Annotated in this window: 22 protein-coding genes and 1 riboswitch; of the genes, 12 read left to right on the forward strand and 10 right to left on the reverse strand. The window is 45.7% G+C overall.

Annotated elements, in window-relative coordinates; all coding sequences use genetic code 11:
- The first annotated feature begins 113 nt into the window (after positions 1-113).
- The 3 genes from SSED_RS04210 to SSED_RS04225 all read left to right on the forward strand — a co-directional run bounded on the left by SSED_RS04210 (position 114) and on the right by SSED_RS04225 (position 3,572).
- Complete coding sequence (locus SSED_RS04210; protein WP_012141163.1) at positions 114-551, forward strand: DUF3293 domain-containing protein; 438 nt, start codon at positions 114-116, stop codon at positions 549-551.
- Between the two features lie 165 nt (positions 552-716).
- Positions 717-892: riboswitch (Lysine riboswitch) on the forward strand.
- 134 nt (positions 893-1,026) lie between these two features.
- Positions 1,027-2,379 carry a lysine-sensitive aspartokinase 3 gene (lysC, locus tag SSED_RS04220; protein WP_012141164.1) on the forward strand — a complete coding sequence of 451 codons (1,353 nt, stop codon included), beginning with the start codon at positions 1,027-1,029 and terminating at the stop codon, positions 2,377-2,379.
- An 86-nt stretch (positions 2,380-2,465) separates the two neighbouring features.
- The gene (locus SSED_RS04225) at positions 2,466-3,572 is read left to right on the forward strand and encodes a succinylglutamate desuccinylase/aspartoacylase family protein (protein WP_012141165.1); all 1,107 of its coding nucleotides are present in this window, start codon (positions 2,466-2,468) and stop codon (positions 3,570-3,572) included.
- A gap of 93 nt (positions 3,573-3,665) precedes the next feature.
- Here the strand turns inward: SSED_RS04225 and SSED_RS04230 are convergent, their stop codons facing one another.
- The 6 genes from SSED_RS04230 to SSED_RS04255 all read right to left on the reverse strand — a co-directional run bounded on the left by SSED_RS04230 (position 3,666) and on the right by SSED_RS04255 (position 10,510).
- Positions 3,666-7,526, reverse strand: a complete 3,861-nt coding sequence (locus tag SSED_RS04230) for a S8 family serine peptidase (protein ID WP_012141166.1) — start codon at positions 7,524-7,526, stop codon at positions 3,666-3,668.
- Between the two features lie 215 nt (positions 7,527-7,741).
- Complete coding sequence (asnC, locus tag SSED_RS04235) at positions 7,742-8,203, reverse strand: transcriptional regulator AsnC (protein ID WP_012141167.1); 462 nt, start codon at positions 8,201-8,203, stop codon at positions 7,742-7,744.
- Between the two features lie 168 nt (positions 8,204-8,371).
- Positions 8,372-9,049: a bifunctional tRNA pseudouridine(32) synthase/23S rRNA pseudouridine(746) synthase RluA gene (gene rluA / locus SSED_RS04240; protein WP_012141168.1), complete on the reverse strand. Its 678-nt coding sequence runs from the start codon at positions 9,047-9,049 to the stop codon at positions 8,372-8,374.
- Positions 9,050-9,209: 160 nt separating this feature from the next.
- A complete protein-coding gene (locus tag SSED_RS04245; protein WP_012141169.1) occupies positions 9,210-9,500 on the reverse strand; it encodes a hypothetical protein in 291 nt (96 codons plus the stop codon).
- Between the two features lie 73 nt (positions 9,501-9,573).
- Positions 9,574-10,125, reverse strand: coding sequence for a class I SAM-dependent methyltransferase (locus SSED_RS04250; protein ID WP_012141170.1), 552 nt, complete (start codon positions 10,123-10,125; stop codon positions 9,574-9,576).
- Entirely contained in the window at positions 10,100-10,510 is a 411-nt protein-coding gene (locus tag SSED_RS04255; protein WP_012141171.1) for a membrane protein, read from the reverse strand. The genes SSED_RS04250 and SSED_RS04255 overlap by 26 nt, the downstream gene beginning before the upstream one ends.
- Positions 10,511-10,738: 228 nt before the next feature.
- Between SSED_RS04255 and SSED_RS04260 the strand changes: the two genes are divergently transcribed.
- Together SSED_RS04260 and SSED_RS04265 are read left to right on the forward strand one after the other, a co-directional pair.
- Positions 10,739-11,728, forward strand: a complete 990-nt coding sequence (locus SSED_RS04260; protein WP_012141172.1) for a 2-hydroxyacid dehydrogenase — start codon at positions 10,739-10,741, stop codon at positions 11,726-11,728.
- Between the two features lie 87 nt (positions 11,729-11,815).
- Positions 11,816-12,553 carry a dienelactone hydrolase family protein gene (locus SSED_RS04265; RefSeq protein ID WP_012141173.1) on the forward strand — a complete coding sequence of 246 codons (738 nt, stop codon included), beginning with the start codon at positions 11,816-11,818 and terminating at the stop codon, positions 12,551-12,553.
- 149 nt (positions 12,554-12,702) lie between these two features.
- Here the strand turns inward: SSED_RS04265 and SSED_RS04270 are convergent, their stop codons facing one another.
- The gene (locus SSED_RS04270) at positions 12,703-13,236 is read right to left on the reverse strand and encodes a DUF3332 domain-containing protein (protein WP_041421965.1); all 534 of its coding nucleotides are present in this window, start codon (positions 13,234-13,236) and stop codon (positions 12,703-12,705) included.
- Between the two features lie 318 nt (positions 13,237-13,554).
- Here SSED_RS04270 and SSED_RS04275 point away from each other — a divergent pair, with 318 nt between their 5' ends.
- From SSED_RS04275 to SSED_RS04290, 4 genes are all read left to right on the forward strand, one after another.
- On the forward strand, positions 13,555-14,298 hold the full coding sequence (locus SSED_RS04275; RefSeq protein WP_012141175.1) for a spermidine synthase: 744 nt from the start codon (positions 13,555-13,557) through the stop codon (positions 14,296-14,298).
- A gap of 220 nt (positions 14,299-14,518) precedes the next feature.
- Positions 14,519-15,088 (forward strand): alkyl hydroperoxide reductase subunit C, encoded by a 570-nt coding sequence (ahpC, locus tag SSED_RS04280; protein ID WP_012141176.1) that lies wholly within the window; start codon positions 14,519-14,521, stop codon positions 15,086-15,088.
- Between the two features lie 202 nt (positions 15,089-15,290).
- On the forward strand, positions 15,291-16,859 hold the full coding sequence (gene ahpF / locus SSED_RS04285; protein WP_012141177.1) for an alkyl hydroperoxide reductase subunit F: 1,569 nt from the start codon (positions 15,291-15,293) through the stop codon (positions 16,857-16,859).
- Positions 16,860-17,128: 269 nt separating this feature from the next.
- Complete coding sequence (locus SSED_RS04290) at positions 17,129-18,184, forward strand: GGDEF domain-containing protein (RefSeq protein ID WP_012141178.1); 1,056 nt, start codon at positions 17,129-17,131, stop codon at positions 18,182-18,184.
- Between the two features lie 123 nt (positions 18,185-18,307).
- Here SSED_RS04290 and SSED_RS04295 read toward each other — a convergent pair whose 3' ends face one another.
- From SSED_RS04295 to SSED_RS04305, 3 genes are all read right to left on the reverse strand, one after another.
- Complete coding sequence (locus SSED_RS04295) at positions 18,308-18,505, reverse strand: hypothetical protein (protein ID WP_012141179.1); 198 nt, start codon at positions 18,503-18,505, stop codon at positions 18,308-18,310.
- A gap of 156 nt (positions 18,506-18,661) precedes the next feature.
- Positions 18,662-20,086: a TlpA family protein disulfide reductase gene (locus SSED_RS04300; protein WP_012141180.1), complete on the reverse strand. Its 1,425-nt coding sequence runs from the start codon at positions 20,084-20,086 to the stop codon at positions 18,662-18,664.
- Positions 20,087-20,407: 321 nt separating this feature from the next.
- Positions 20,408-20,863 carry an OmpA family protein gene (locus tag SSED_RS04305; RefSeq protein WP_012141181.1) on the reverse strand — a complete coding sequence of 152 codons (456 nt, stop codon included), beginning with the start codon at positions 20,861-20,863 and terminating at the stop codon, positions 20,408-20,410.
- A gap of 390 nt (positions 20,864-21,253) precedes the next feature.
- On the opposite strand from SSED_RS04305, the gene ohrR reads away from it, so the two are divergent.
- The 3 genes from ohrR (at position 21,254) to SSED_RS04320 (ending at position 24,786) form a co-directional block, all read left to right on the forward strand.
- The gene (gene ohrR / locus SSED_RS04310; RefSeq protein WP_012141182.1) at positions 21,254-21,706 is read left to right on the forward strand and encodes a transcriptional regulator OhrR; all 453 of its coding nucleotides are present in this window, start codon (positions 21,254-21,256) and stop codon (positions 21,704-21,706) included.
- 96 nt (positions 21,707-21,802) lie between these two features.
- The gene (locus SSED_RS04315; RefSeq protein WP_012141183.1) at positions 21,803-22,978 is read left to right on the forward strand and encodes a glycerol-3-phosphate dehydrogenase/oxidase; all 1,176 of its coding nucleotides are present in this window, start codon (positions 21,803-21,805) and stop codon (positions 22,976-22,978) included.
- Between the two features lie 143 nt (positions 22,979-23,121).
- The gene (locus tag SSED_RS04320; RefSeq protein WP_012141184.1) at positions 23,122-24,786 is read left to right on the forward strand and encodes a methyl-accepting chemotaxis protein; all 1,665 of its coding nucleotides are present in this window, start codon (positions 23,122-23,124) and stop codon (positions 24,784-24,786) included.
- Positions 24,787-24,798 lie beyond the last annotated feature (12 nt).

A 24,798-nucleotide genomic window follows, 5' to 3' on the forward strand; every position in this document is an offset into this window, starting at 1 on the left:
GGCTGATTTTGTTGAGTGCGGTAAAAAATTGTGGTGTGACCTGTGTCACGCCGCTGGGAAGATATATTGGATTTGCTATAATCTTCTGAATCAAATTGGGGAACATGATCCAGATGAGTGAGTCAAACAGCCAGTGGCAATGCTATCAAGAAGCAGAGTTTCTTTTTACACAAGCATTATCCTCTGAACTTTCATTTGCAATAATTACCGCACATAACCCAAAAGGGCAGATCCTCTCAGCCTGCCAAAATCGTCTTCTCGACAGACGGCTTCAATTCGAAATTCAACAATTGCATAGGCCCTATCGTGCCATGATTGGTGCCTCAGCCGATCGCTGTCATATGGAGAAGAGTTGGGCCGTTTCGATAGATAAGGCATCAGCAATACGACTTGGTTGTCAATTTAATCAAAATGCGATCTATTTTGTCGAGCATGATAAATTGCAACTGGTCCCCTGCCTTTTATCCAAAACTAAACAGCAAGAAGAGGTGGTGATCGGCCCTTTTTCACCCCGGGTACGTTTAGTTAACGAGCTGCCTGATTTTGACTAAAGGTTAAGAGCACCTCTTTTTAATCTGAGATCGCTTCTATCTATATGCGGAGGATGATTTTTTATCATCATTGGCACTTTGCCATCTTTATTTATTGACTTAATTGGTCAAAATTTGATAATTTTTATATTCCTTCTTCTGACACTTATTTAAGTGTTCGGAATTGGGTACAGAAGAGGAGCGTTAACTAGGTAGTAAGTTTGAAGAGGCCAAACTCTGATGACGACTTATGAGGGAGATTAGCGCCGAGATATTGATATATTTTGACGTATACAATATCGGTCATTTGGGCTGAATCCCATCGATTGTCACCTGTTTATTGGTGGAGAGCTTCTGGTGATGATCGTCATTTCCCTTCTTGGGGTGCGTAATCTTTGCACCAGGCTCTTCGAACGAATTATGTTCGGAGCGTAATAATGATAGTTTTATATCCCTGTTTTTCTGGCCTGTGTCTACTTTGTGTGGAGGCCGAGTCATGTCCCTGATTGTTGCTAAGTTTGGTGGTACCTCTGTCGCAGATTATCCTGCGATGAGTCGCTGTGCCGATATTATTCTTGCTAACCCCGATACTCGCCTTGTCGTCGTCAGCGCTTCAAGTGGCGTCACCAATCTTCTGGTTGAGTTGACCCAAGAGCAAACCTGTGATGAGCGTCGGATGCAGCTCATTAAGAAAATTGCTCATATTCAATATCAAATACTCGATGCTTTGGGCAGTCCACAAGAGGTTGCCGCAAGACTAGATACCGTGCTTAGTCGTATTTCATCGCTTAGCGAAGAGCTCAGTCGAAATAGAAACAAAGCGACAATGGATGAGTTACTCGCCCAAGGTGAGCAGTGTTCATCGGCTCTATTTGCTGCGGTACTCAGAGAAAAAGGGGAGGCGGCCAGTGCGTTCGATGTCCGTCAGGTGATGCGAACAGATAGTCACTTCGGCCGGGCAGAACCTCAAATTGAGCAAGTTGCCCAGCTCGCCGCTAAGCATTTAGCACCACTACTAAGCTCGCAGCGAATAGTGACGCAAGGTTTTATCGGCGGTGATGAAAATGGGAGTACGACAACATTGGGTCGGGGTGGCAGTGATTACTCCGCAGCGTTATTGGCTGAGGCCTTGAAAGCGACCGCTGTCGAAATCTGGACCGATGTGGCGGGGATATACACGACCGATCCTCGCCTGGCACCAAAAGCCAGCCCCATCGCTGAGATAAGCTTTAATGAGGCTGCTGAGATGGCAACCTTCGGTGCTAAGGTGTTGCACCCTGCGACAATTTTACCGGCCGTAAGGCAAAAGATTCAGGTGTTTGTCGGTTCCAGTCGTGAACCAGAAAGAGGCGGGACCTGGATCCGTCATCAAGTTGAAGATGAGCCGGTTTACCGGGCCGTTGCGGTTCGTCGTGATCAAACATTACTGAATCTCCATAGCCTGCAGATGCTTCATGCTCAAGGCTTCCTGGCTGAAACATTTGCCACTCTGGCAAGACACAAGATCAGTGTCGATTTGATCACGACCTCTGAAGTGAACGTCTCATTGACGCTAGATAAGACGGGTTCTGATTCCGCGGGTAATGGCCTGTTGAGTGAAGCCCTGCTGCAAGAGTTGTCACAGCATTGTCGCGTTAGAGTCGAAGATGATTTGGCATTAGTGGCTATTGTAGGCAACAAGATCGCTTCTACTCCAGGTGTGTGTCGCCGGGTATTTGAGGTATTAGAGCCTCATAATGTGAGAATGATCTGTCAGGGGGCCAGCCCTCACAATCTCTGTGTGTTAGTGTCCGAATCTGAAGCGGCTCAAGTTGTGAGTGCACTTCATAAGAACCTGTTCGAGCAATAGTTTCTAGAACGATTGTTTTGAGCATTAGTTTCGAGCATTAGTTTTGAGCCATTGTTTTGAAACTACTAGTTGGCAAAGGATAAATAATGAGCGTTACCCAATCGTCGCTTAAGATAGGTGAATTGGCCACGGGTCCAGATCTTACGGTTCCGATATTCAGCTTAAAGGCTGAAAAAGCAACGGCGCCGAGTGTCTATATTCAAGCCAATGTTCATGGTGCCGAGGTGCAGGGTAATGCCGTTATTTATCAGCTGATGCAGCTGTTAGAAGGGTATAGCTTATGTGGTGATATCACACTTGTTCCCTTGGCTAACCCTTTAGGGATCAATCAAAAGAGTGGTGAGTTTACCTTAGGCCGTTTCGATCCCATTACCGGTGTGAATTGGAATCGGGAATATTTAGATCATAAGTTAGATGTTGCAGTCTGGTATGAAGCACATCAAGAACTGAGTAACCCAGAGATCTTTATTCGTTTCAGAGAGATGCTGGTCGAGGCTTGTCATCAGCGCCTGTCCGGCGAATGGGGCGTCACCTCTGGACATCAGCAAGCGGTTAACCTTCAGCTGATGGCACATAAGGCTGATATCGTCTTAGACCTTCACACAGGTCCAAAGTCCTGTAAACACCTCTATTGTCCTGAATATGAGGCCGACGCTGCATCGCTTTTCTCTATTCCCTATACCTTACTTATTCCCAATGAGTTTGGTGGTGCTATGGATGAGTCTGTTTTTTGTCCATGGTGGCAGCTAAGTAACCATATGAACGCTATTGGCCGTGAATGTAAGGTGCCAGTTTCAGCCTTTACCTTGGAGTTAGGACCTCAGGAGTACATTAACCTCGAGGATGCGCTTGTTGATGCTAAAGGGATTTTAGCTTACCTGAGTTTCCGTGGCGTTATCGCTCAAGAAGTTGAGCCTGCAAAGATGTCACGTTATGCCTGCTATCTTAAAGATTATAAAAAGTATCATGCGCCTATGGGAGGAATGGTGGAATATCTGGCAAGGCTAGGCGAACCCCTTGAGGCTGGAAGCCCGTTGGCAAATATTCTTCGGCTGGATCTTTATGGTAGTGAACGTGTGCTTACGCCACTGAGTCTGAGTCAGGACTGTGTGCCTATTTTACATTTTGCCTCAGCATCTGTGTATCAAGGAACTGAGATGTATAAGGTGATGACGCAGGTGTTTGAGATATAATTTTGAAACAACGCTAAATTATTTTAAAAGTCACATATAAAAAGGGAGCCATCAGGCTCCCTTTTCGGTTCAACAGTCTAACTTACGATTGCATTAACGCTTACGGCGACGCAGGCCTGCAAAAGGAAGCAGTAGCATAGTCAACCACCCCAGTGAACCACCAGAGGTGTCCTCTTTGACTGAATTTACAGTGATTGTTGCCGTGCCCGCTTCACTCTCTAACTCACCATCGGAAGCAACGACAGAGAAGACAAGCTCATGATCGCCAGATGGAGCGGTAAAGCCGATACTTTCGCCGCCATTGGTAAACTCAACACTCGTGCCGCTTACTTGTGTCCAGGTGTATGTCAGATCATCACCATCAACATCACTGCCATTGGCCGATGCTTTAACAGCGAATCCTTCGGTGCTGGACATACCTGATGGGCTCACCTTAGGTGCATCGTTGACATTATTTACTGTGATGTTTACCAGAGTCGCGTTCCCGGTATTACCATCGGCATCTTCAGAGGTATAGCTAAAGCTGTCTTTACCGAAGAAATCATCTTCAGGAGTATACTCAGCAGTACCGTCTTCTTTCAGTGTTACTTCACCGTTAGATGGCTCATCTACAAGCATCGCTTTACCAAGGGCACCGGTAGGAGCCACATCAATTAAACGCAAAGCTTCGGCTGTCATGCCATCACCGGTGACTGAAACATGAGCGATTTTTTGGTCCTTCATGTCATTATCGAGCACATTAAACGCTAATGTAGCTTCTTCATCTACAGAGACGTTGTCGCTTTGACCCGGGTTAAATTCGGTAGACTTAACCTTGTAGTCAATGTTTACGCTACCGGCAGTCGATGTTTGAAGTATGACGCCGTCACCATTGGTTACACTACTACCTTGCCCATTGTAGTGGAAGGTTGTACCAACCGAACCACCGATATTCTCGGCTCCGATTGTCAGATTTGCAGGCATGTTAGGTACATCTATGTAGTTGAACAATACCAGCTCTTCATCGCCTGTTTTTATCCAGATGCTAAAGGTATATTTAGTATTTGACTCATCTGCATATAGCTGCGCATCTTTCCACTCCAGAGCCAACCAGGTTGTGCCGTCACCACCGGTAAATACCCCGATAGCCATATCTCCACCACCGGTATCGGTACCTGAAGTATCGGCTAGATCGAAATCAGACCAGAATGGTGCGATGATGTTATTTGGGTTGGCAGAGTCAGGTAGCTCTTTGTTATTCCAGGTACCTGAAGTTGAACCACCACCGACAATGGCTAAACCATTATCGCCCATGGTGATGCTGTCATAGCTCACGCCGTTGTATTTAAAGCTGGGAAGAGAGTTGAATGTCAGCGCCGTTTCGTCACAGCCGCTTTCACATGGTTGAGGTAAAACCCCTAAATCAATAATGCTCGGGAATCCACCCACATCCTTGATAGAGCTCATCTCTGGCAAGTCGAGTTTACCTACCCAGGTAATACGTCCCAGATCTTCATTAATATCGAAACCGTGCTGTGTTGCACCGCTAATAGAGACGGTCACATCATCTTCTGAGGTAAGCTTGGTTCCTTGTGGTGCATTAGCCGTTAGGGTAACTGTATTTTCGAAGATAGAGTTATTAACAACGGCTTTGATAGGAAACTCATCGCTTGCCTTGATATCTGCTTGCGTAGTAAGTGTTGAGATAAGTGAAGCGTCACTCGACTCTTTCGCCATAACGGCAAGTGGCAGGTGAGCATCTTGCTTGCCTTCATCACTCTTGATCATGACGTTGCCGAAGATCCAAGAGCCATATTCACTGAACGTCGAGTCGACGGTTACGGTAAATGTCGCTGAGGCGCCAGCTTCAAGTTCCAGAGTGGTTGGTGAAATGCTGATCCCGGCGCTGTCAGCCGCAGCAGAAAGTGACCATGAAGTTGTTTCATCGCTCTTGTTATAGACGGTACGGGTAAATGTACATGGACCGACACAAGAGTCAGAAGCAACAGATGGCTTATCGAATGTTAAGACAGCTTTAGCTGCCGCATCAAGATCCATACGACCCGCACCCATAGCAAATGGGTTGGCATCCGTTTCAGCATCATCATCGAGTATACCCGCCATATGAGAGGTCGATGTTAACGCTGTCTTGATGTCATTGGCACTCCAGTCCGGGTGCAGTTGACTCATCAGGGCTGCGGCACCGGCAACGTGAGGGCTGGCCATACTTGTACCAGTCATAGTGGTAAAGTCAGTGCCATCTTCATCGGGAGAGGTGGCTGAAAGTATCGAAGTACCCGGCGCCGCCAGATCTGGCTTAAGGATATTTTGATTACCGTTTGGACCACGCGAGCTCGAAGCATTGATAAGATCGGCTAAAGTCGAGTTGGCGATACGCTTAACTGTTGAGCCAATAGTACAAGCAACGCCCTCTTCTAAACCTTCGATAACGGCTGCGCCATCGGCATCAGAGATCATCACACCAGGAAGTGTAGCATCAGGCATATACATGCTGATGGGGGCTCCAGGCTTACTGTTGTAGACAACAATGGCCTTAGCACCGGCGGCCTGCGCATTCGCAGTCTTATCACTAAATGCACATGCACCACGTGAAATTAACGCAATACCATCTTTAAATGAATCTGCCGGGAATGCATCACACCCTTCAAAATTGTCAGCGTCGATATTCACAGCTGCAATTACAGGTAAAGTGATATCCTCAGTTAGCAACTCGTTATTGGCTTCGATGGCGAGCAGTTCATCATCACCCATTGTAAAGCTGTTAGCGAAGAAGCGACCGGTGGTGCTGTTAGCGACAGTAATCCCTGACTCGATACAGGCCGGGCATCCGATAGTTTGTGCGCCATTACCGTCATTACCTGCGGCGGTAACGACGACAACGCCGGCGGCTTCGGCGGCTTCATACATGGTTTTGTACGGGCTGTTAGCCGGATCGCCGCCTGCACCGCCACCCCATGAGTTGTTGATAACATCGGCGCCGTCATTAACCGCATGCTCCATCGCTTCCATCAGCATGATGTTACTACCGCTGCCTCGGGAGCAGTCGGTCTTAGTGAACAGTGCCTTATATACCATCAGGTATGCGGCGGGAGCGACACCAGAGAGATCCACATCGACATCTTTATAGGTCGTGCTGATCTTGTTACCAACAGAGGTACCTGCTACGTGTGAACCGTGACCACCGTATCCAAGCGGGCTCATGTGCTCATCGGCACAAACTTCAAATGTTGGCTGGGACCAACGAGCGACAATTAGCTTGTCATTACAAAAGCTGGTATCTACCGTCGAGCAATAATCATCGGCAGGCATATCTGCCGTAGGCTTAGTAAAGCCTTCACCTGAGAACATAGGGTTTTCAGGACGAATACCGGTATCGATAACGGCGACGCGGATATCTTTGCCCGCATTCTCCATGCCTGAAACCACTTCCCACATGGCCGCATCGTTGATGATTTCATGTGAAGCATCCATGTTGGTTTCATACATGGTTTCAGGGTAAACAGACTTAACACCAGGCATTGCGGCAATCTGCTCGAGTGTCATTCCTTGAGCAACAAGACTCACACCGTTGAAAAGCGTTTTAAAGTTACGCTCAACTTTCGCATTAGGTGCACTCTTTGAAAGGGCTTTGGTAAATGCATTTTGCTCTTGGCTCAGGTGGCTTACGTAACTCTTCGCACCGGCCGATTGAACATCGATTCTTTGACCTTTCTTTGCGGGAGCCGTTGCAACTAGCTGTTGAATGCCTCCCCTGTATTTGGCCAGAGCCGGAGACTCGAGTTCTACGATAAAACGCTGGGGAGCAACAAGAGATGGACTCGATGTTTGTGGTTTGTTGTAGTTGTTTACAGAGGTTAGCTCAGGAGAATATTTATTAGCAGAAAAATCACTGCTTGCGATGGCGGCACTCGAAATTAGCGCGGCCGTGACTGCGATAGATACTTTTGTTTTCACAACTTCATTCCTTGTCAATAATCTGCCTTAGGTACATATCCGTGAGGCAACTGTAATGGTTTACTTATTATTTTTTCCCTCTCTGTTTCGAGAGGTAAGGATTGGTTGTAACATAAATGTACGCAATTGTTAACTTTAACAACCAAAAAAATCATTAAGTGTAACTTTTTTGGTCGTTTTATCTGGGGAGGGGGGTGAGGAAAATTACAAGTTTGCTAAGGTTTTACAGCCCTGACGATGGGGTTTTGTAGGCTAATTAAGGTTTCTGTCGATTGAATCTCATCGATAGACTGAATTCGGTTGATTAGCACATGCTGTAACCCATCGATCGATTGGCACATTACCTTCACAAATACGCTGTAGTTACCGGTTGTGTAATAAGCTTCAACGACCTCTTCCAGCGCATTGAGTTTAGATATCGCGGCTGGATAGTCGCCTGCGCTTTTTAAATTGATCCCGATAAAACAACAGACATCATAACCAAGTGCTTTTGGGTTTACGGTTATTTGCGCCCCGGTAATGATCCCCGCCTGCTTCATTTTCTCAACACGAACATGAATTGTACCTGCGCTGACATTAAATCGTTTTGCCAGTTCGGCGAATGGTGTCCTGGCTTCCTGCATCAGCGCCGATAGGATCTGGTTATCGAGCTTATCTCTTTGAAATGATGTTTCCATGGTGAAATACTTATTATTACGAAGATTATCAGTTAATTTACGCTTTTAGGTTTTGAATTTCCATCGAATATTCAAATCTGATGAGAGATGTTTGATTGTAGGAAAGGGAAAGGAGGTAAGAGAGGAGGGCCAAAGCCTGAGATGATTTGGCCACCTGGATTAGACAAACTATTGTTCTGACTCAGCCTCCATGAAAGGCGTGTCACAGTTAAATGTCATCTCCTCACCCGAGTAAGGCTGCTTAATGGTTAGCTCTTGTGCGTGCAGTAATAAACGGCTCGCTAATCGTTTGGCTAACGGATCTGCATAGAAGTTATCGCCAAGTATAGGGTGTCCTACCGCCATCATGTGTACACGTAGTTGATGTGAGCGACCCGTGATAGGTGTCAGTTTGACTAATGTCGATCGTTTTGCTCTGCTTATTACTTCAAAGTGCGTGAGTGAAGCTTTACCTATATCGTGATCGACTTTTTGTTTTGGACGGTTAGGCCAGTCGCAGATTAAGGGGAGATCGACGCTACCATTATCCGCTTTCACATGACCCGCAACACGCGCATAGTAAGTCTTTTTCGTTTCACGATCCCGAAATTGTCGTTTTAACTCCCGCTCTGCACTTTTTCTCAATGCCACAACGATCACACCTGACGTCGCCATATCTAATCTATGTACTATCTGTGCGTTAGGATGTTCGGCTAGTACCCGGGTAAAGATGCTATCACTATGAGCCGGATCCCGACCGGGAACGGATAGCAAGCCTGAGGGTTTATTGACTACCAAAATATCTTTGTCTTGATAGATTATCTCTAGCCAGGGAGAAGTTGGTGGTGAGTATACGAAGTCAGACATTAAAAGGACCTAAGTGTGAATGCGTGGCAAAGATACCCGTAAGCGGACTGGGGAAGCAAGTGAAAAAAGGCTGTTTGCAGTAAAATCTTTTAGCCCTGATGAGAGTTTTAACACTTTAGAATACGGTATATTCATAACTCTATATTTATAAAGCAATGATTTAAGAGAAACCGCTGCCATTAACGTGCATTAATGAGAAGGTCCAGACAACGAATGATAGTGAGAGGTGAATAAAGGCGTAAACGGATTGATCTAACTTTTCCATTCCCTTCGCTTGCCAGATTAACTGGGCATGAAGCAGAGCAATAATTGGAAAGAGGATAAACAGCGGGTAAAAGGCGATATTGCTACTGTCGCCAAATAGTAAGCGACTCAAGAGCGCCCAGATAACCATAAATCCGGTGATTATGGGGGGGACTGCTTGTCTATATTGTTCTGGATATGGAAACATATTCATCCTTGTGACGTTGTGAGCCATAGGTTTGAGAAGCAATCCCTTTGCTTTGTACATCTTCTCAGTGGGCCTATAACTTTTGGCTTATTGGCTTTCGTGCAATTAACTGCGCTTTAAAGCTCTGCTTGTTATTTGTACTTACCTCTCCTTCAAAGTAATGCAGACAGTCCCATTTATCAAATTTTGATCTGAGCTCGAGAGGTTTTAAGAGGAAGTCAGGGTTTCTGGGGCGGCCGATCTCCGCCTGCTTTTCGGTAAATGTCTCATAGAAGATTAAGCCTCCCGGTTTAACCGCCGTTTTAATTTGTGAGAAGAGTGGTCTGTGCAGGTAATTGAAAACAAGCACGACATCAAACTGCTCTTGGGGCAGATGGGGGGCGGTGCCATCTTCTAAGTCCCATTCCAGATAGCGATGTTTATTTGAGCGAGAGCTAAGACCATCCAGTGACTTGTCGATAAAGGTGAGCCTGTGCTCTCTTTGAGCGAACCAAAGGCCATTTCTTCCACCGCCACAAGCTAGGTCTAAGACCTCTCCTGAAGGGGGAAGAGGTTCGAGAGGCGCAAAATGGGTGATTAACTCGGCGGCAGCTTCAGGCTCAACCTTTAACTTCTTTTCTGGCATCGATTCTTCGTCCATGAATAACTGAAAAGTGGCGTAATCCAGCAGGGCCGTGAGATACCACCACGGAGAGGAGTAGGACTGTTATTAGCAGTTCCGGTTTAAGATGCGAAAAGGGGATAAAAAGAGCCAGTAAACCTAGCTTTACCAGAGTAAGCACCCCTTTTAGCTGTATCAGCCAGCGCCAGTCTCTGACAATCTCCCAGAGCATAAGTAGTGAACCAGTCGTCATGGCCATACACCAATAAAAGATCCACTCGGTCTGAGCGACGCCAAGAAGAATACCACCACCGGCACCAGTGATCCCAAGAATATGAAATGCCCTAAGGCTGGTTTTTCCAATCCTTTGAAACCAGAACTGTTTTTCAGAAAGCTTAGATTTTTTCATGATAGAGGAGAGATAATGCTAAGTTTTAGAAGAGAGTGGAGCAAGCTTATCAGGAATTTATCGCCTGTGAAGGTTAACTTCACCCCATTTAGAAAATAAAGCTCATAATAAAAGAAATTACTGACAGGTAGAAAGTCCAGGTGAAAATTTGATATTGCTTGCACATTCAGGGTAAAAAAGCGTACATACTAGCAAATTAGGTGAAATTAGCGGGTTGGGTGGAAAGAGATGAAAATAGGATTCTTCAGTGCTAAGCACTACGATATTGAGCATTTCGATAGAACCAATGAGGCTTTCGGTGCCGAAATTGAGTATTTCGATTATCGTCTATGTATGCAGTCGGTCAAACTCGCACACGGTTTCGAAGCCATCTGTGCATTTGTGAACGACTCACTCTGTGAAGAGGTGTTAGTCGAACTTGCCACGAATGGCACTAAAATAATAGCGATGCGCTGCGCCGGCTTCAACAATGTCGATTTAGATGCCGCCAAAAGATTAGGGCTCAGGGTGGTAAATGTGCCCGCTTACTCTCCTGAGTCCGTGGCAGAACACACTATAGCTCTCATGCTCACTCTGAACCGTAAAGTTCATAAGGCATATCAACGAACCCGGGATGCGAACTTCTCATTAGAAGGTTTAGTCGGCTTTAATATGCATAACCGCACAGTGGGAGTGATAGGCACAGGAAAAATCGGTTTAGCCACAATCAAGATTTTACTGGGCTTCGGTTGTAAAGTGCTGGCTCATGATCCATTTCCTAATCAGGCCGTGATAGATTTAGGCATCGATTATATCTCGCTAAATGAGATGTATCCGCTTTGCGACATTATCAGCCTTCATTGCCCTCTGACTCCGACTAATCATCACCTGTTATGTGAAGAAAGCTTCGAGAAGATGAAGCCTGGTGTGATGGTGATAAATACCAGCCGGGGTGGGTTACTTAACGCATTTGATGCCATGGAAGCACTTAAAACTGGTCAGTTGGGTTCGCTTGGCTTAGATGTTTATGAAAATGAAAAAGAACTTTTCTTCGAAGATAAATCGAATGAGATCATTCAAGATGATGTATTTAGAAGATTATCGGCTTGCCATAATGTGATTTTCACGGGCCATCAAGCCTTCCTGACTCAAGAGGCGCTAAATTCGATTGCCTATACGAGCTTGATGAATGTGGAGCAGTTAGTTAAAGGGGAGACCTGTCCGAACGAGCTGTTTTAAAACAAGGTTCATCGAATAGTTTTACCTGACATCTTGATATTTGGCTGATAGATTAATGATTAATCTATCAGCCGAGGGTTTAACATTATGATGGTCACTCAAGAGATCCACGATATTCCCACCGCTACCGGAACGATGCGTACCTATCTGTATCGTCCGAGCGCAGAAGGGCAGTTTCCCACCATTATTTTCTATTCAGAGATATTTCAGCAGACGGCGCCCATCGCAAGAGCTGCCACTCTGCTGGCCGGACATGGCTTTGTGGTGCTTGTTCCTGAAGTGTTTCATGAGTTGAACCCCATAGGTACAGTCTTAGCCTATGATGATGCAGGCAAAGATAAAGGCAATGAAGATAAGTTTGCCAAACCACTGGAGCATCATGATAGTGATACCGAGGCATTGGTTCACTTCGCGAGAAGTCTGGCTTTTTGTACCAGCTATGTGGGAAGTATGGGGGTCTGTATTGGTGGCCACTTAGCATATCGTGCTGCCATTAATCCGGATATCTCTGCGGCTTTCTGTCTTTATGCTACGGATATTCACTCTAATACCATCCCTTGTGAGAAGGGGAATGACTCGCTTTCCCGAACAGAAGATATTCAGGGAGAGTTGACCATGGTGTGGGGTAAGCAAGATCCCCATGTATCAAGCGAAGGGCGTAAGCTGGTTTATGCCAACCTTGAAAAAACTGACAGGAATTTCAGTTGGCTCGAGGTTAACGCACAACATGCCTTTATGCGTGATGGTGAGGCTCGTCATGATCCTGCACTAGCCATTCAGATGTATCAGGGAGCTGTAGCATTCTTCCATCGTCTGCTTAAGTAAGTTTCACTCACTGTTTATTGGCAATGCAGATGTATCAGAAGTTTGTGGCATTCTTCCATCGCTTGCTTAAGTCATTAAGCCATTTTTTCATCGAGAGTATTTAATATATTAATGAAGGGCCACGCAGTGTGGCCCTAATCGAGATACTCCTACGCCTTTGCCGGACTGGAGTAGCTGGCCAACTCATCGACACTGACTCTGGCGATAAACTCATTATCGAGATAGAAATCGACCTGTTCCCCTCGTTTATGTCCTGACATCTGTTGCTGACTGCCATCATCGAAGGTCAAAGTCATTACTAAAGTCTCTTCATCGGTTGCTTCCATGGTGGCATTGGTCAGCTTCACCTCTGGAAGTGGCGCTGTCGTGAGTTCTTTATTTAAATGTGAATTAACCTTAAAAATCGCTTCTACCGGCATATCAACAACCGCTGGAGAGCGTTTGGTGATGGGGTTGGTTCCTGTCCAAAATTCGATGCTGTTGAAGATAAATAGATCTGCGGTTGCGGTTAAACCATAGACTGGGCTAAGCAAGACGAATAGTCCGGCTCTGCCATAGCGGTTATCTACTGCGCTCAAATTACCTTTTGTAAGCATCGCGCTGAGCCCCATCTGCCCCATACAGCCTGTCAGTTGGCTGGTTAATAGGGCGGCGAGAGTGAGCGAAATAAGGGGGTTTTTCATCATATTCCAGGTTTTCGAGAGTCGTTGATGGGAAAGTGGCAAGATTGTAATGACAAAAATTTTAATGTTGGGGAGCAGGTTCACAATGTCAGGTTGAAATTTGGTGATGATTGCTGTGTTGTTTTGCGTGGCTGTTATCAAATCTGTTTCATTTGGTTTTTTATTGATAGAACCAGTGCTTTTGTTCATCACTTTTGGCCATGCAGTTAACGCTTGTTGCTCTCCGTGAACAGTTAATTTTAGACGAGTTGAGGGAGCCGGAAATTTTGTAATTTAGCTGTTTTGGCGCATAATACACGCCGAATTTTTGGAGACCTCATGACAGATTTAGAAGTACTTCACCGATGTGAAGATGAACATGGGCCATTGCTGGTCTTAGATGATAAACATATGCGTGTTCTCTCCTTTGGTGACAACGATGAGCAGAGTAAGCTACTTAAGCTTGAGCCTCATATTCCTCAGCATACTTATCTGCAAGCCATGCTTTTAGTCCTGTTATTTATAAAGCCTAAGCGCGTGATTATTTTGGGTCTTGGTGGTGGTGGTTTGATCCATGCGCTTCGTCATTTCGATACCGGTATTAAAGTCACCGCGGTTGAGCTGAGATCAAAAGTGATTGAGCTGGCTAAACGCTTTTTTCAATTACCGATTGGCAAGAAGTTCACCGTCATCCATCAAGATGCTGCACAGTTTCTTCAGGAAGGTGATCATAAAAAGGCCGATGTTATCTTTGCCGACATTTATGGTGCCGACGGTGTGGATGAGAGCCAGTTGTCGGAAGCGTTTATCGAAAACTCGGCATCATTGATCAAGTCCGACGGGTTTCTGGTGCTCAATTGTTGGAAGGAACATAGCCAAAACCGCGTTTTGCTGAGCCTGCTACAGAAACATTTCTGCGAGGTTAGGGCCTGCTTGACTGGCGGCGGAAACTGGGTGGTGCTTGCGGGTAAGAATCGAAGAGAGATCAGCAGCAGTGGGTTAAAAACCAAGGCGCACAGTTTGTCACAGCAATTGGATTTTACCCTGGGACGTTCTTTGACACGCTTCGATATTTGGGAATAATACCAATTCAATTGTTTTTTAGTCATAAAGTGCATGTTTGTGTCTGTTTATTCGTCAAACTGTTCATTAAACTCAGTTGTTCTGAAAAACCGATTAGGATAATAGGTTTTACTCGTTATCTTTAATTAATGCTCTTGGTTATTATCTTCACATCGAAAACGAACTGACAAACAGATACAGGGTCAGTCGACAGAATTAATAACCTCTAACGGAGCTTTAAATGAATCAATCAATCATAAACACCGAAATCAAACCATTCTCTGCAACAGCATTCCACAAAGGTGAGTTCGTACCAGTTACTGAGCAAGACATGTTAGGCAAATGGTCAGTTGTTTTCTTCTATCCTGCTGACTTCACTTTTGTATGTCCGACAGAGCTCGGTGACATGGCTGACCACTACGAGAAATTGCAGGCGATGGGTGTTGAAGTTTACTCTGTATCGACCGACACACACTTCACCCACAAAGCGTGGCACGATGCTTCAGATACAATCAACAAGATCCAGTATCCAATGATTGGTGACCCAACGGGTGCTATCACACGTAACTTCGGCGTGATGATTGAAGAAGATGGTTTAGCACTTCGCGGAACTTTCGTTATCAACCCTGAAGGTCAAATCAAAGTCAGTGAAGTTCATGACCTGGGTATTGGTCGCAGCGCGGCTGAACTTGTTCGTAAAATCCAAGCGGCTCAGTATGTTGCTACTCACGACGGTGAAGTTTGTCCAGCAGCATGGCAGCCAGGTGCTGAGACTCTTGCACCTTCACTTGACTTGGTCGGTAAGATCTAAATAAACCATTAGCCGGTAGATATACCCAGTATATACCTCCAAACTACCGGCCACTTGAGTGACTGATTAACTTTCACTTCAGTGATATTTCATCTCCAAACCGGCTCGGACAACCCCCCTGCTATGACCGAGCCTGTCATTTTTATATCCCATTTTATTCATTGATACTCAAAGAGAGTAGTATCAATTTTTAGGAGTTATCATGTTAGATGCGAATCTTAAAAATCAACTGAACACCTATCTGCAAAACCTCAAGCGCCCAGTTGAACTTGTCGTGTCTGCAGATGACAGCCCTAAAGCCCAAGAGCTCAGATTATTAGCCCGGGACATTGAGAGTCTGTCACCATTAGTTAGCATTTCTGAAGCCCAAGGCAAGCGTATGCCATCGATGAAAGTGACTAATGCAGAGAGCATGACAGATATTACGTTTGCCGGCCTGCCTATGGGGCACGAGTTTACCTCTCTTGTTTTAGCTCTGCTTCATACCGGTGGTCACCCATTAAAGCTGGATGATGCGATTATTGCGCAGATAAAGGCATTGTCGGGCGAATACCATTTTGAAACCTATGTTTCTCTGAGTTGCCAGAACTGCCCGGATGTTGTGCAGGCACTCAATATGATGGCGGCGATCAATCCGAATATCACCAACGTGATGATCGACGGTTCTCTGTTTCAAACAGAGGTCTTTGAGCGAGATATCTTAGCCGTACCTTCTGTTTATCTTAATGGTGAACTCTTCGCTCAAGGGCGTATCAGCTTAACTGAAATTTTAAATAAAATTGATACCGGAGCCGTAGCCCGTCAGGCAGAGGCTCTGGCGGAAAAAGAGCCTTTCGAAGTCTTAGTCGTTGGTGGTGGCCCGGCTGGAGCATCGGCTGCTATCTACGCGGCACGTAAAGGGTTGCGCACCGGGATCGTGGCCGACAAATTTGGTGGCCAGGTTGCCGAAACTGTGGGTATTGAAAACTTTATCTCAGTTAAGGCCACCGAAGGCCCTAAGCTGGTGGCAAATCTCGAGGCCCATGTTCATGAATATGATGTCGATATCATGGATAACCAAAGAGCGCTAAGCCTTAAGTCCGGTGAACTGTTCGAACTGGAGCTGGAGAATGGCGCGGTGCTCAGGAGTAAGACTGTACTTCTGGCGACGGGCGCAAGATGGCGTGAAATGAATGTACCTGGTGAGCAGGAGTATCGTGGTAAAGGTGTGGCTTACTGCCCGCATTGTGATGGCCCGCTGTTTAAAGGTAAACGTGTCGCCGTTATTGGTGGTGGTAATTCAGGCATAGAAGCGGCAATCGATCTGGCTAATATCGTCGAGCATGTCACCGTGCTGGAGTTCGACACTAAGTTAAGAGCCGATGAGGTCTTGCAGCGTAAAGCGGCTTCAATGGGTAATATTGAGATCATCACTCAGGCGATGACAACCGAGGTCAATGGTGATGGTAAGCGTGTCAACGGTCTCAATTATACAGACAGAGCAACGGGTGAATCTCATCATGTAGCGCTTGCCGGTATCTTCGTTCAAATTGGCTTGATACCGAACTCTGAATGGTTAAAGGACACTATCGATCTGACCGTCAGAGGCGAGATCATCGTCGATGGTAAAGGTGAAACATCCGTGCCTGGTATCTTTGCCGCCGGTGATGTAACTAACTCGGCTTTCAAGCAGATTATTATTGCCATGGGCAGTGGCGCAACTGCCTCTCTCGGTGCTTTTGATTACCTTATCAGGCATAGCGAACCCGAGCAGGAACAGGTTGCCGCCTAACAGTTATCACCGCTTTAACCTTAAATAAGCCAGCTATCAAAGTTGGCTTATTTTGTTTTACAGACACTCGTTAGATAATAAACAGCTTAGTTTGGCTGTTTTTTCTAACCTGCCTATAATGACTTCATGTCTGATTAAAAAACAACAGATTAAATCATGGTTTAACGAGTTTTTTTAAAGGGTGTAAAACCATCGCTTCTAACATCACTATTCCATCATTTGAGCCTCAGCTAAAAAAAGAGTCCCATCTCTATTTAGTCAAGGGAGCTATGTCGGCGGCTTTGATATCACTTTTCTTAGCCACAGTCTTCTTAGTGAATATGCTTATGCAACCCTCTCCAATGCTCAGCATACGAGAGACTAGTGTTTTGCTTTCGCCTGTTGTGGTTGTTGCCTTAATCGGTACTGCGGTGAGCTGGATTTTTAAGGGTATCGAAATCTCAAATAGGGGGCTGAACATCTATCTATTCATGTTAGAAGCGGCCTGGATATTTGTGATCTGGCAACTGTTTTATACTGGGGGGGAGATGTATGCAGGACACGCCTCGTTGACAGGTGTTGAGGCATTAGTAGACGTTTTAGTGCTGACTTTTGCGATCGCACTATTTCCCGATAGAAGAGTCATGTTCATGGCAGTGTTGCCTCTGATGCTATCTAGTTTCTTTATTCGGTTCATTGAAATACCTGCAAACCCACTGTTTCCGGTGACGAAACTGTTTTGTATCTTGGCGATATTAGTGACGGGGCAGAAAGTCTTGTATTCCTGGTTCAAGAAGGCGATCGTCCGGGATGTGGAAAAACAATATTTGTTAAAGCAATTCAGAAGGATGGCACTGGTCGATGGTTTAACCAATATCAGCAATCGTCGTCATTTCGATGAGATACTGTCACAGGAGATCAGGGCTTCAGAGAGAAACAATCACCCTTTGAGCCTTATCCTTATCGATATAGATTATTTTAAACGTCTCAATGATAGCTCTGGTCATCAGGTGGGGGATGAATGTCTGGTTGAGGTCGCTAAGGTGCTAGCCGTTATCTGTCACCGCCCGAGAGATCTCGCTGCCAGGTATGGGGGGGAGGAGTTCGTGTTACTGCTTCCCGATACCGGTTTGAGTGGTGGTTGCCAGATTGCGAAAAAAGTCAGAGATAAACTTGCGGGCATAAAATTAGACCACCCCGATTCAGAGTTAGGGCATTATATCACCGTCTCACAGGGCGTATGTCAATGGCGGGAGGGGATGAGCGCCGATGATTTTATCTCTAAAGCCGATACTTTACTTTATAGAGCTAAATCAACGGGCAGGGACCGATACGTTGAAGGTTAATCTCTTGGGGGATATTACCGGGGCAGTGGTGAATGCCATAAGCTGGTTTTATGGGGGGGAAACTAAAAAACCGTTCACCTATAGCTGGTCAACGGCTTCTATGACTGAGCTTTCATTACCTGTTTATACCTTGATATTTACATTGTGTCCTGAATTTCCGACAGGCGCTGCCGGAGTCTCAGGCAGTGCAGCTTGAATGAGTTGGAGCGCAATCTCACCTTCGGCTTCCTGTTGTCCCTTGGCCAGCTGAGCCACCTTCACACCGACACTTCCATTGCTCATATTAGGTTCTAAATTGGGGGTACCGATTGTTACTGCCATGCTGCTCTCCTACTATCTAGATAGGTGTTTATCGGCCGTATATGGGGAAACTTTAATATGAGCGGACGAATATTTTGAACATCCGATTAATGCTCAAAAAGGGTGCCGGACGAAGGGCACCCTTTTTTAGCAGTTAAAAAGCATTAAAGCAGAGCTTTAACCCTTAGATTTTGCCAATGTCTTTCTTGTCATCGTGATGACGAATGTAAGCAGAATCGAACTTAGGATAAGACCGATAGCAAGTGCGACATTCTGCAGAGCGGTGGGATCTGCTGCTAGCGTTCCGCCGAGCCCTACCATCATGATGCCTGACATCAGCTTAAGAGTTTGTCCTTCCTTTTCGGTGAGCTTGCGCTTGCCTAAGGTTGCGCTGAAGGCGATAACAATAGCCGCCAGTGGAATGACATAGACGATATTATAAAAAGCTAAGTAGAGGTATCGTTCCATATCCGGTAACTCATGCATTGCCAGTACACTGGTATATATCATCGGGAATCCAGCGGTACAGAGTAGCTCATATGCGTTGGCGAGAATGGACAGGACAACGGTACCGGCTATCATTGCCGCCATTGAACTGGCATTGGTGAGCTTCCCCATCCGTTTGATAAGCCCGGTTCGGTTTTCTGCCGACATGGAGAGCGATACCTCCCCCTTGGTATAGAAGTAGTCTTTCAAGTTAATCATACCGGCGATAAGGGCCAGGATACCCGCTCCGAGAATAATCATTCCACCATCGCTGCCAGCGCCTAACAGCTCAAATATATTCAACCAGGCGATCATAAAGAGGAAGTAGATAAAGCCTGAGAAGAAAACGAATATTCCGCCGACGATGAGCATGCGTGTTCGACTCTTTGCATTGACCATGATCGAAAGCAAAAACAGGAGTACGAAGAAGGCACAAGGGTTAAAGGCATCCACGCCAGCAAGTACAACGGTCAACAGAGGCAGGGACAGCTGCTCCGGGTTTACCACCCCAATCAGGGGCAGCTCTACCGGTTGAACTGAGCTGGTGTGAGCTTGGGGTTCTGCTAACCCCAGATCGCATGTACCAGCACCAGCTTCATCTCCACTGCTATCACTACAAGTGCCGAAAAGAGGGGCATCCTTTGTTGCCGTTGAGGCGACCGGCTGATAAGTCTCGTTAGGATCGAGTGTTCCGCCTAAAGATTGATAACAGGTCTTGAGGTTTTGAAGCAAATACTGCCCCGTAACCGCTTCACTGCTGTAACCAATCACCGCTTTTTCACACGATGCCATATAGGGAACCGATCTTGCCTCTGTCTCAGTTAATGCTGAGATCTCTTTCCATTTATTCATAGAGCCTGGCTCTGAAACCATATAGGACTCCAGCTCTATCCAGGGGTATCTTTGGGGAAGTGAGTCGATAAATGGATGGGCTTCGGCGCAGTGAGGGCAAGTCTTAGACCAGAAAAAGTAGAGCTTTACCTTGAGTTCACCATCTGCATTCACATAATGCCAAGTTTGAGGCGGGGTTGCCTCTGAAGTTGTAGGTACAGCATAACTGGCTGTGGAAAACGAGCTGAGGCAGAAAAAAATAAGCAATAGTATGGTTCTGGCCATGTTCCCTCCCATGGGATGGTCTCAATCGAGAATAATGGAATATGCTAATATTTTACGCTTTGTTAGCTTAATAGATAAATTTGTGTTCAATAGTTGCAACCTAAATCTCGAAACATTCGGATTTGGGAACTGAGGCTTGTTTAATAAAAAAATATTAAACTTATTCGGGGTTTGTGAGTCGCTCACTCCAAAGTCGTGCCTAATCCTTTTCGGAAACTAAGCACGACTGTACTTGTGTTTATTAACCACAGGATCTGGTATCTATTATGATGGGATACGGGGTGGATGAAGCTGATTTTGGTCACATCGCTACGATTAATGTTAGTCCGGGGCGTGATTCAGATCGCTTTCAGAGACCTTCCGCTTGCCATGAGCGGCGATAGCAGTCGAGCTCTGATTTTCTGAAAGCTTGCACCAGCTGATACTGACATCACGTCTATCGTGAGTGCTCGCCGTTAGTATTTTGCTGACGATAGGTGAGGGATAGCTCAAGGTTGTCAGGTACTCTTTTACTCTGTTTATCCTGCGACCTGCGAGCCACATATTGTATTTTTTACTCTCGTTATCTGCCTGCTCTGTGACTTGAAACTCGAGTAACAGATACCCTTTATTGGCCGAGGTTTGTTCAAGCACTGCATCCAGCTTCTTCGAATATTCAGATGGAAAGTAGGAGCTATTTTTAGCATAGGGGATAGAGGTCAGGTAAATATTATTGTCGCATTGCGCGGCAACATTCCATGTGCACATCAGAAATAAAACAGCGATTTCTGCTTTCATTTTCAACTCCATTGAAGCAATTATCTGGTATGTGAGTGTTGGCTTACCATTTTTTGCTAAGTGTATTCCATATTTTAGGCGCAAATTTAAGCTAATGCAGGAGGAAAATCAATTTAAAGGAAGATGAGAATTTCTATCGGTTGATGAGGTTAATTATCTTGTTATTGTAGGAGTCAGAAAGCTGACAGGCACTCACACCAGTCTGAATCAGTACCCTCTTTAAGTGAAAGTTTTTTTTGGCGGTAGATGCATGGCTTCGAAGAAGATGAAAAGTGGGCTGAAAATTTACATTATTTCTCGAAAAGAGAGGTGTTTTTTGGGCAAAGTGATCGATTTACGGGTTAGATAGAAGTATATTGTGCACAACTGAATCAACATCTTTACTTCAATATGACTACAGAAAAAGATAGCAATCCATTGTCACTGGATAATCAAGTCTGTTTCTCACTATATAGTGCAGTAAATGCCATGGTGAGGGCGTATCGACCTCTACTCAATAAACTCGATCTTACTTATCCGCAATATCTGGCCATGTTGGTTCTTTGGGAGCATGAAGGGATCAGCGTTAAAACCTTAGGCGATAAACTTCACCTCGATTCAGGCACTCTCACTCCTCTACTTAAAAGGTTAGAGGGAAAGGGGCTGATTAGCCGTGGAAGAAGTGAAAAAGATGAAAGAGTCAGGGTGCTGCATATTACGCAAGATGGGGAATCTTTAAGAGAGTCTGCAATGGAAATTCCTGAGTTAATGCGCTGTAAAGTGGGAACACCTATGGAGTCGTTAGTGCAGCTTAAAAGCTTATGTGATCAGGTCTATCATGAACTTGCGGTCGAAAAGTCATAACAGTTGAGTTATACCGATTGGTATTAATGCTTAAAGTTCATGCTATCTTGAGTGTAAGCCTGCTTTGCTTAGTGTCGGGTTCCATAAGGAGATGTCGTGGGAAAAGTGGATGTGATCATTATTGGTGGTGGAATCAATGGGGCTGGTATCGCTCAGTGCGCTGTCGCTTCAGGTTTCAGTGTCTTGCTACTGGAGAAAGGGGAGGTGGGAGGACAAACTTCGGCTAATTCCAGTAAGCTTATCCATGGTGGCTTGAGATATCTGGAGACCGGACAGTTTCCTTTAGTTCGAAAATCTTTGGCCGAACGCAGACGTTTGCTTACCCTTGCCCCCACTCTCGTTAAGCCCGTTCCTTTCTACATTCCCGTCTATCGCAATAGCCATCGCAACCAGTGGACTGTCCGGGCCGGATTGAGTCTCTATGCATTACTTAGCGAGTTCGATCCTTTAGGGCGTTTCAAGAGTCTTCCCGCAGTCCAATGGTCAAAGATCAAAGGATTAAAGCTCCAGGGGTTAAGGGCCGTATTTCAATACTGGGATGCGCAAACCGATGATAAAGCGTTAACACAAGCCGTGATTAAAAGTGCTGAGTCATTGGGAGCAAAGGTATTACAAGATGCTACCTGTGAATCAATAACCCATAGGCCTGATGATTGTGAGGTGAAATATACACATCTGGATCAGGAGTTCGTGGTACAGGCTTCATCGGTTATCAATGCAGCGGGTCCCTGGGTTAATGAGGTTCTGGACTGCGTCGCTCCCCCTATGGTGAAAGAGGAGGTTGAGCTGGTTCAAGGAACCCATCTCCTACTCGATATCTCTCCGCCCGATGGGATTTTGTACTTAGAGTCATGTTTCGATGAAAGGGTTGTGTTTGTTATGCCATGGAAGGGAAAGACCTTACTGGGAACAACAGAAACAAGCATTGAGTGCTTAGTTCATCAACCTGAGCCAACTCGTGAAGAGCAATTCTACCTGCTGGGTATCTATCGGCATTATTTTCCCGGTTCAGGCAGTGTGGAAAAACTTGAGGCGCTGATTGTCGAGACTTTCTGTGGTGTAAGAGTCTTACCCAAACACAGTGGTAGTGCATTTGAGAGTCCGAGAGAAATATTGCAATTACAGCGCATCTCCCACCCAAGAATATTGAGCCTTTATGGCGGAAAGCTAACGACATTCAGAGCAACCTCGAAAGAGGTGGTTACCTGGGTTGAAAGGCTTTTAGGAAAGAGAGTCCTTCTCGATAATGTAGATAAAATGCCACTGTATTAATTCGTACAGCTCTGGTTTCTTTCGAATCCTCATTCTTAAGACTGAATATCTTTGCTTAAAACATAACCAAATGTACATATCATCTATACTTTATTCACTATGGGTATTTATTACAAAAAAGTTCATGTGGGGAGAGTATAGAGATGCTAAACATGAGTTTGAAAAATAAACTGTTGTTATTCGCACTGCTTCCTTTGGTGTTAGTCTTTACCTGTTTGATGGCCCTCTCTTACCAGATTGAGTCGAGTAATTTAGAGCAAGATATTGTCTCTTTCAGAGAAAAGTTGCTTGAGAGTCGTCAGCACCAGCTTCAAGAGGAGGTTGAGATAGCCGTCCAAATCGTGGCTTACCAACTATCCCTGGGTGAGAGAGGAGATCCGAAAGCTGCACTGCGTAAAGTTCGTTTCGGTAAGTCGGGCTATTTCTTCATCTATGATGAGCAGGGGATCAACATCTTTCACGGTGCAACGCCTGAGAAAGAGGGGATGAATAATATTGGGATGACAGATCCCAATGGCAAGAAAGTCATAGTCGGTCTGCTGGATGCCGCCAGAAGTGGCGATGGCATTTTCCACTATCACCATAAAAAACCCGGTGTAACCGAGTTGGTGCCTAAGGTGAGTTATGCCGCGATGATCCCCAATACTAACTGGATGATAGGTACCGGGGCTTATATGGATGATATCGAAGCGGAGATCTCCGGTTTCCAACAAACGCTCACCGAACATATGAAGAGTAAAGCGATAACCATACTGGTTATTACCTTGGTTTTAGGTTTGCTGACAGTAGTGGGCGTGCTTATTGCGGCGCAACGTATGGTACACCCCATAAGAAATATGGTGACCAATTTAGAAGATATTGCCAAAGGGGAAGGAGATCTTACTAAGCGACTCGATATTGAGGGGCGTGATGAGATTGCGCAGCTTGGCCGGGCATTTAACCTGTTTGTCGACAAGCTGCAGGGGATCATCAGGGATGTCGCCAATGTCACCCTAGAGGTCAAGAGTGGCGCAGATGATATTAATACACAGACACAGGTGATGGCTGAGCAGTTGGCTAACCATAACAATGAGACTGATCAGGTGGTCACTGCTATCACCGAGATGTCAGCGACCGCGAGTGAGGTAGCACAAAATACTTCTCAAGTGGCTGAAGCAACACTCGCCGCAACCGGAGATGTGACCACGGCTCAGGACTGTGTTGATACTTCATTAACCGAAGTATCGTCACTAATGGCTGAAATAGACACGGCTGCCGAGCATATTAACTCCCTGCGTGAACAATCTCAGAAAATTAATAGTGTTTTAACCGTGATTGGTGGTATTGCCGAGCAAACTAATCTATTGGCGTTAAATGCAGCCATAGAGGCGGCGAGAGCCGGTGAGCAGGGGCGAGGTTTTGCCGTGGTTGCCGATGAAGTTCGCAGCCTGGCCAGCAGGACTCAGGCCAGCACATTAGAGATTAATGAGATGCTTAGTGAACTTCACAACCTTGTCTCACAAGCTGTGAGTACCATGGATGCGAGTCAGCAGAGTTGTTTGCGTTCGGTTGAGTCATCAAGAGCCATCTCTGAGAGTTTGGGTGCGGTGACATCGGCCGTGACGTCGATAAATGATATGAGTACGCAGATCGCTACCGCAGCAACGGAGCAAAGTTCAGTGACCGAGGAGATTAATCGTAACGTCTTTGCGATTCAGGATATCGTCAATGAGTTGATGAGTTCGAGTCAGAGTACCTCTGGTGTGAGTCAGAAGCTGGCGCAGGAGGGAGATAACCTGGGCGATCTGGTCGGGCAGTTTAAGGTGTAGTCGTTAAGCTTT

It is taken from the genome of Shewanella sediminis HAW-EB3, assembly GCF_000018025.1.
Taxonomy (GTDB): domain Bacteria; phylum Pseudomonadota; class Gammaproteobacteria; order Enterobacterales; family Shewanellaceae; genus Shewanella; species Shewanella sediminis.

Bases quoted from the DNA above. Each gene is read 5' to 3' on its own strand.
- SSED_RS04225 (WP_012141165.1), top strand. From the start codon at position 2,466: ATGAGCGTTACCCAATCGTCGCTTAAGATAGGTGAATTGGCCACGGGT.
- SSED_RS04260 (WP_012141172.1), top strand. From the start codon at position 10,739: ATGAAAATAGGATTCTTCAGTGCTAAGCACTACGATATTGAGCATTTC.
- SSED_RS04250 (WP_012141170.1), bottom strand. From the start codon at position 10,125: ATGCCAGAAAAGAAGTTAAAGGTTGAGCCTGAAGCTGCCGCCGAGTTA.
- rluA (WP_012141168.1), bottom strand. From the start codon at position 9,049: ATGTCTGACTTCGTATACTCACCACCAACTTCTCCCTGGCTAGAGATA.
- SSED_RS04255 (WP_012141171.1), bottom strand. From the start codon at position 10,510: ATGAAAAAATCTAAGCTTTCTGAAAAACAGTTCTGGTTTCAAAGGATT.
- SSED_RS04270 (WP_041421965.1), bottom strand. From the start codon at position 13,236: ATGAAAAACCCCCTTATTTCGCTCACTCTCGCCGCCCTATTAACCAGC.
- SSED_RS04295 (WP_012141179.1), bottom strand. From the start codon at position 18,505: ATGGCAGTAACAATCGGTACCCCCAATTTAGAACCTAATATGAGCAAT.
- ahpF (WP_012141177.1), top strand. From the start codon at position 15,291: ATGTTAGATGCGAATCTTAAAAATCAACTGAACACCTATCTGCAAAAC.
- SSED_RS04300 (WP_012141180.1), bottom strand. From the start codon at position 20,086: ATGGCCAGAACCATACTATTGCTTATTTTTTTCTGCCTCAGCTCGTTT.
- SSED_RS04245 (WP_012141169.1), bottom strand. From the start codon at position 9,500: ATGTTTCCATATCCAGAACAATATAGACAAGCAGTCCCCCCCATAATC.
- SSED_RS04265 (WP_012141173.1), top strand. From the start codon at position 11,816: ATGATGGTCACTCAAGAGATCCACGATATTCCCACCGCTACCGGAACG.
- lysC (WP_012141164.1), top strand. From the start codon at position 1,027: ATGTCCCTGATTGTTGCTAAGTTTGGTGGTACCTCTGTCGCAGATTAT.
- SSED_RS04320 (WP_012141184.1), top strand. From the start codon at position 23,122: ATGCTAAACATGAGTTTGAAAAATAAACTGTTGTTATTCGCACTGCTT.
- ahpC (WP_012141176.1), top strand. From the start codon at position 14,519: ATGAATCAATCAATCATAAACACCGAAATCAAACCATTCTCTGCAACA.
- SSED_RS04275 (WP_012141175.1), top strand. From the start codon at position 13,555: ATGACAGATTTAGAAGTACTTCACCGATGTGAAGATGAACATGGGCCA.
- ohrR (WP_012141182.1), top strand. From the start codon at position 21,254: ATGACTACAGAAAAAGATAGCAATCCATTGTCACTGGATAATCAAGTC.
- SSED_RS04210 (WP_012141163.1), top strand. From the start codon at position 114: ATGAGTGAGTCAAACAGCCAGTGGCAATGCTATCAAGAAGCAGAGTTT.
- asnC (WP_012141167.1), bottom strand. From the start codon at position 8,203: ATGGAAACATCATTTCAAAGAGATAAGCTCGATAACCAGATCCTATCG.
- SSED_RS04305 (WP_012141181.1), bottom strand. From the start codon at position 20,863: ATGAAAGCAGAAATCGCTGTTTTATTTCTGATGTGCACATGGAATGTT.
- SSED_RS04290 (WP_012141178.1), top strand. From the start codon at position 17,129: ATGTCGGCGGCTTTGATATCACTTTTCTTAGCCACAGTCTTCTTAGTG.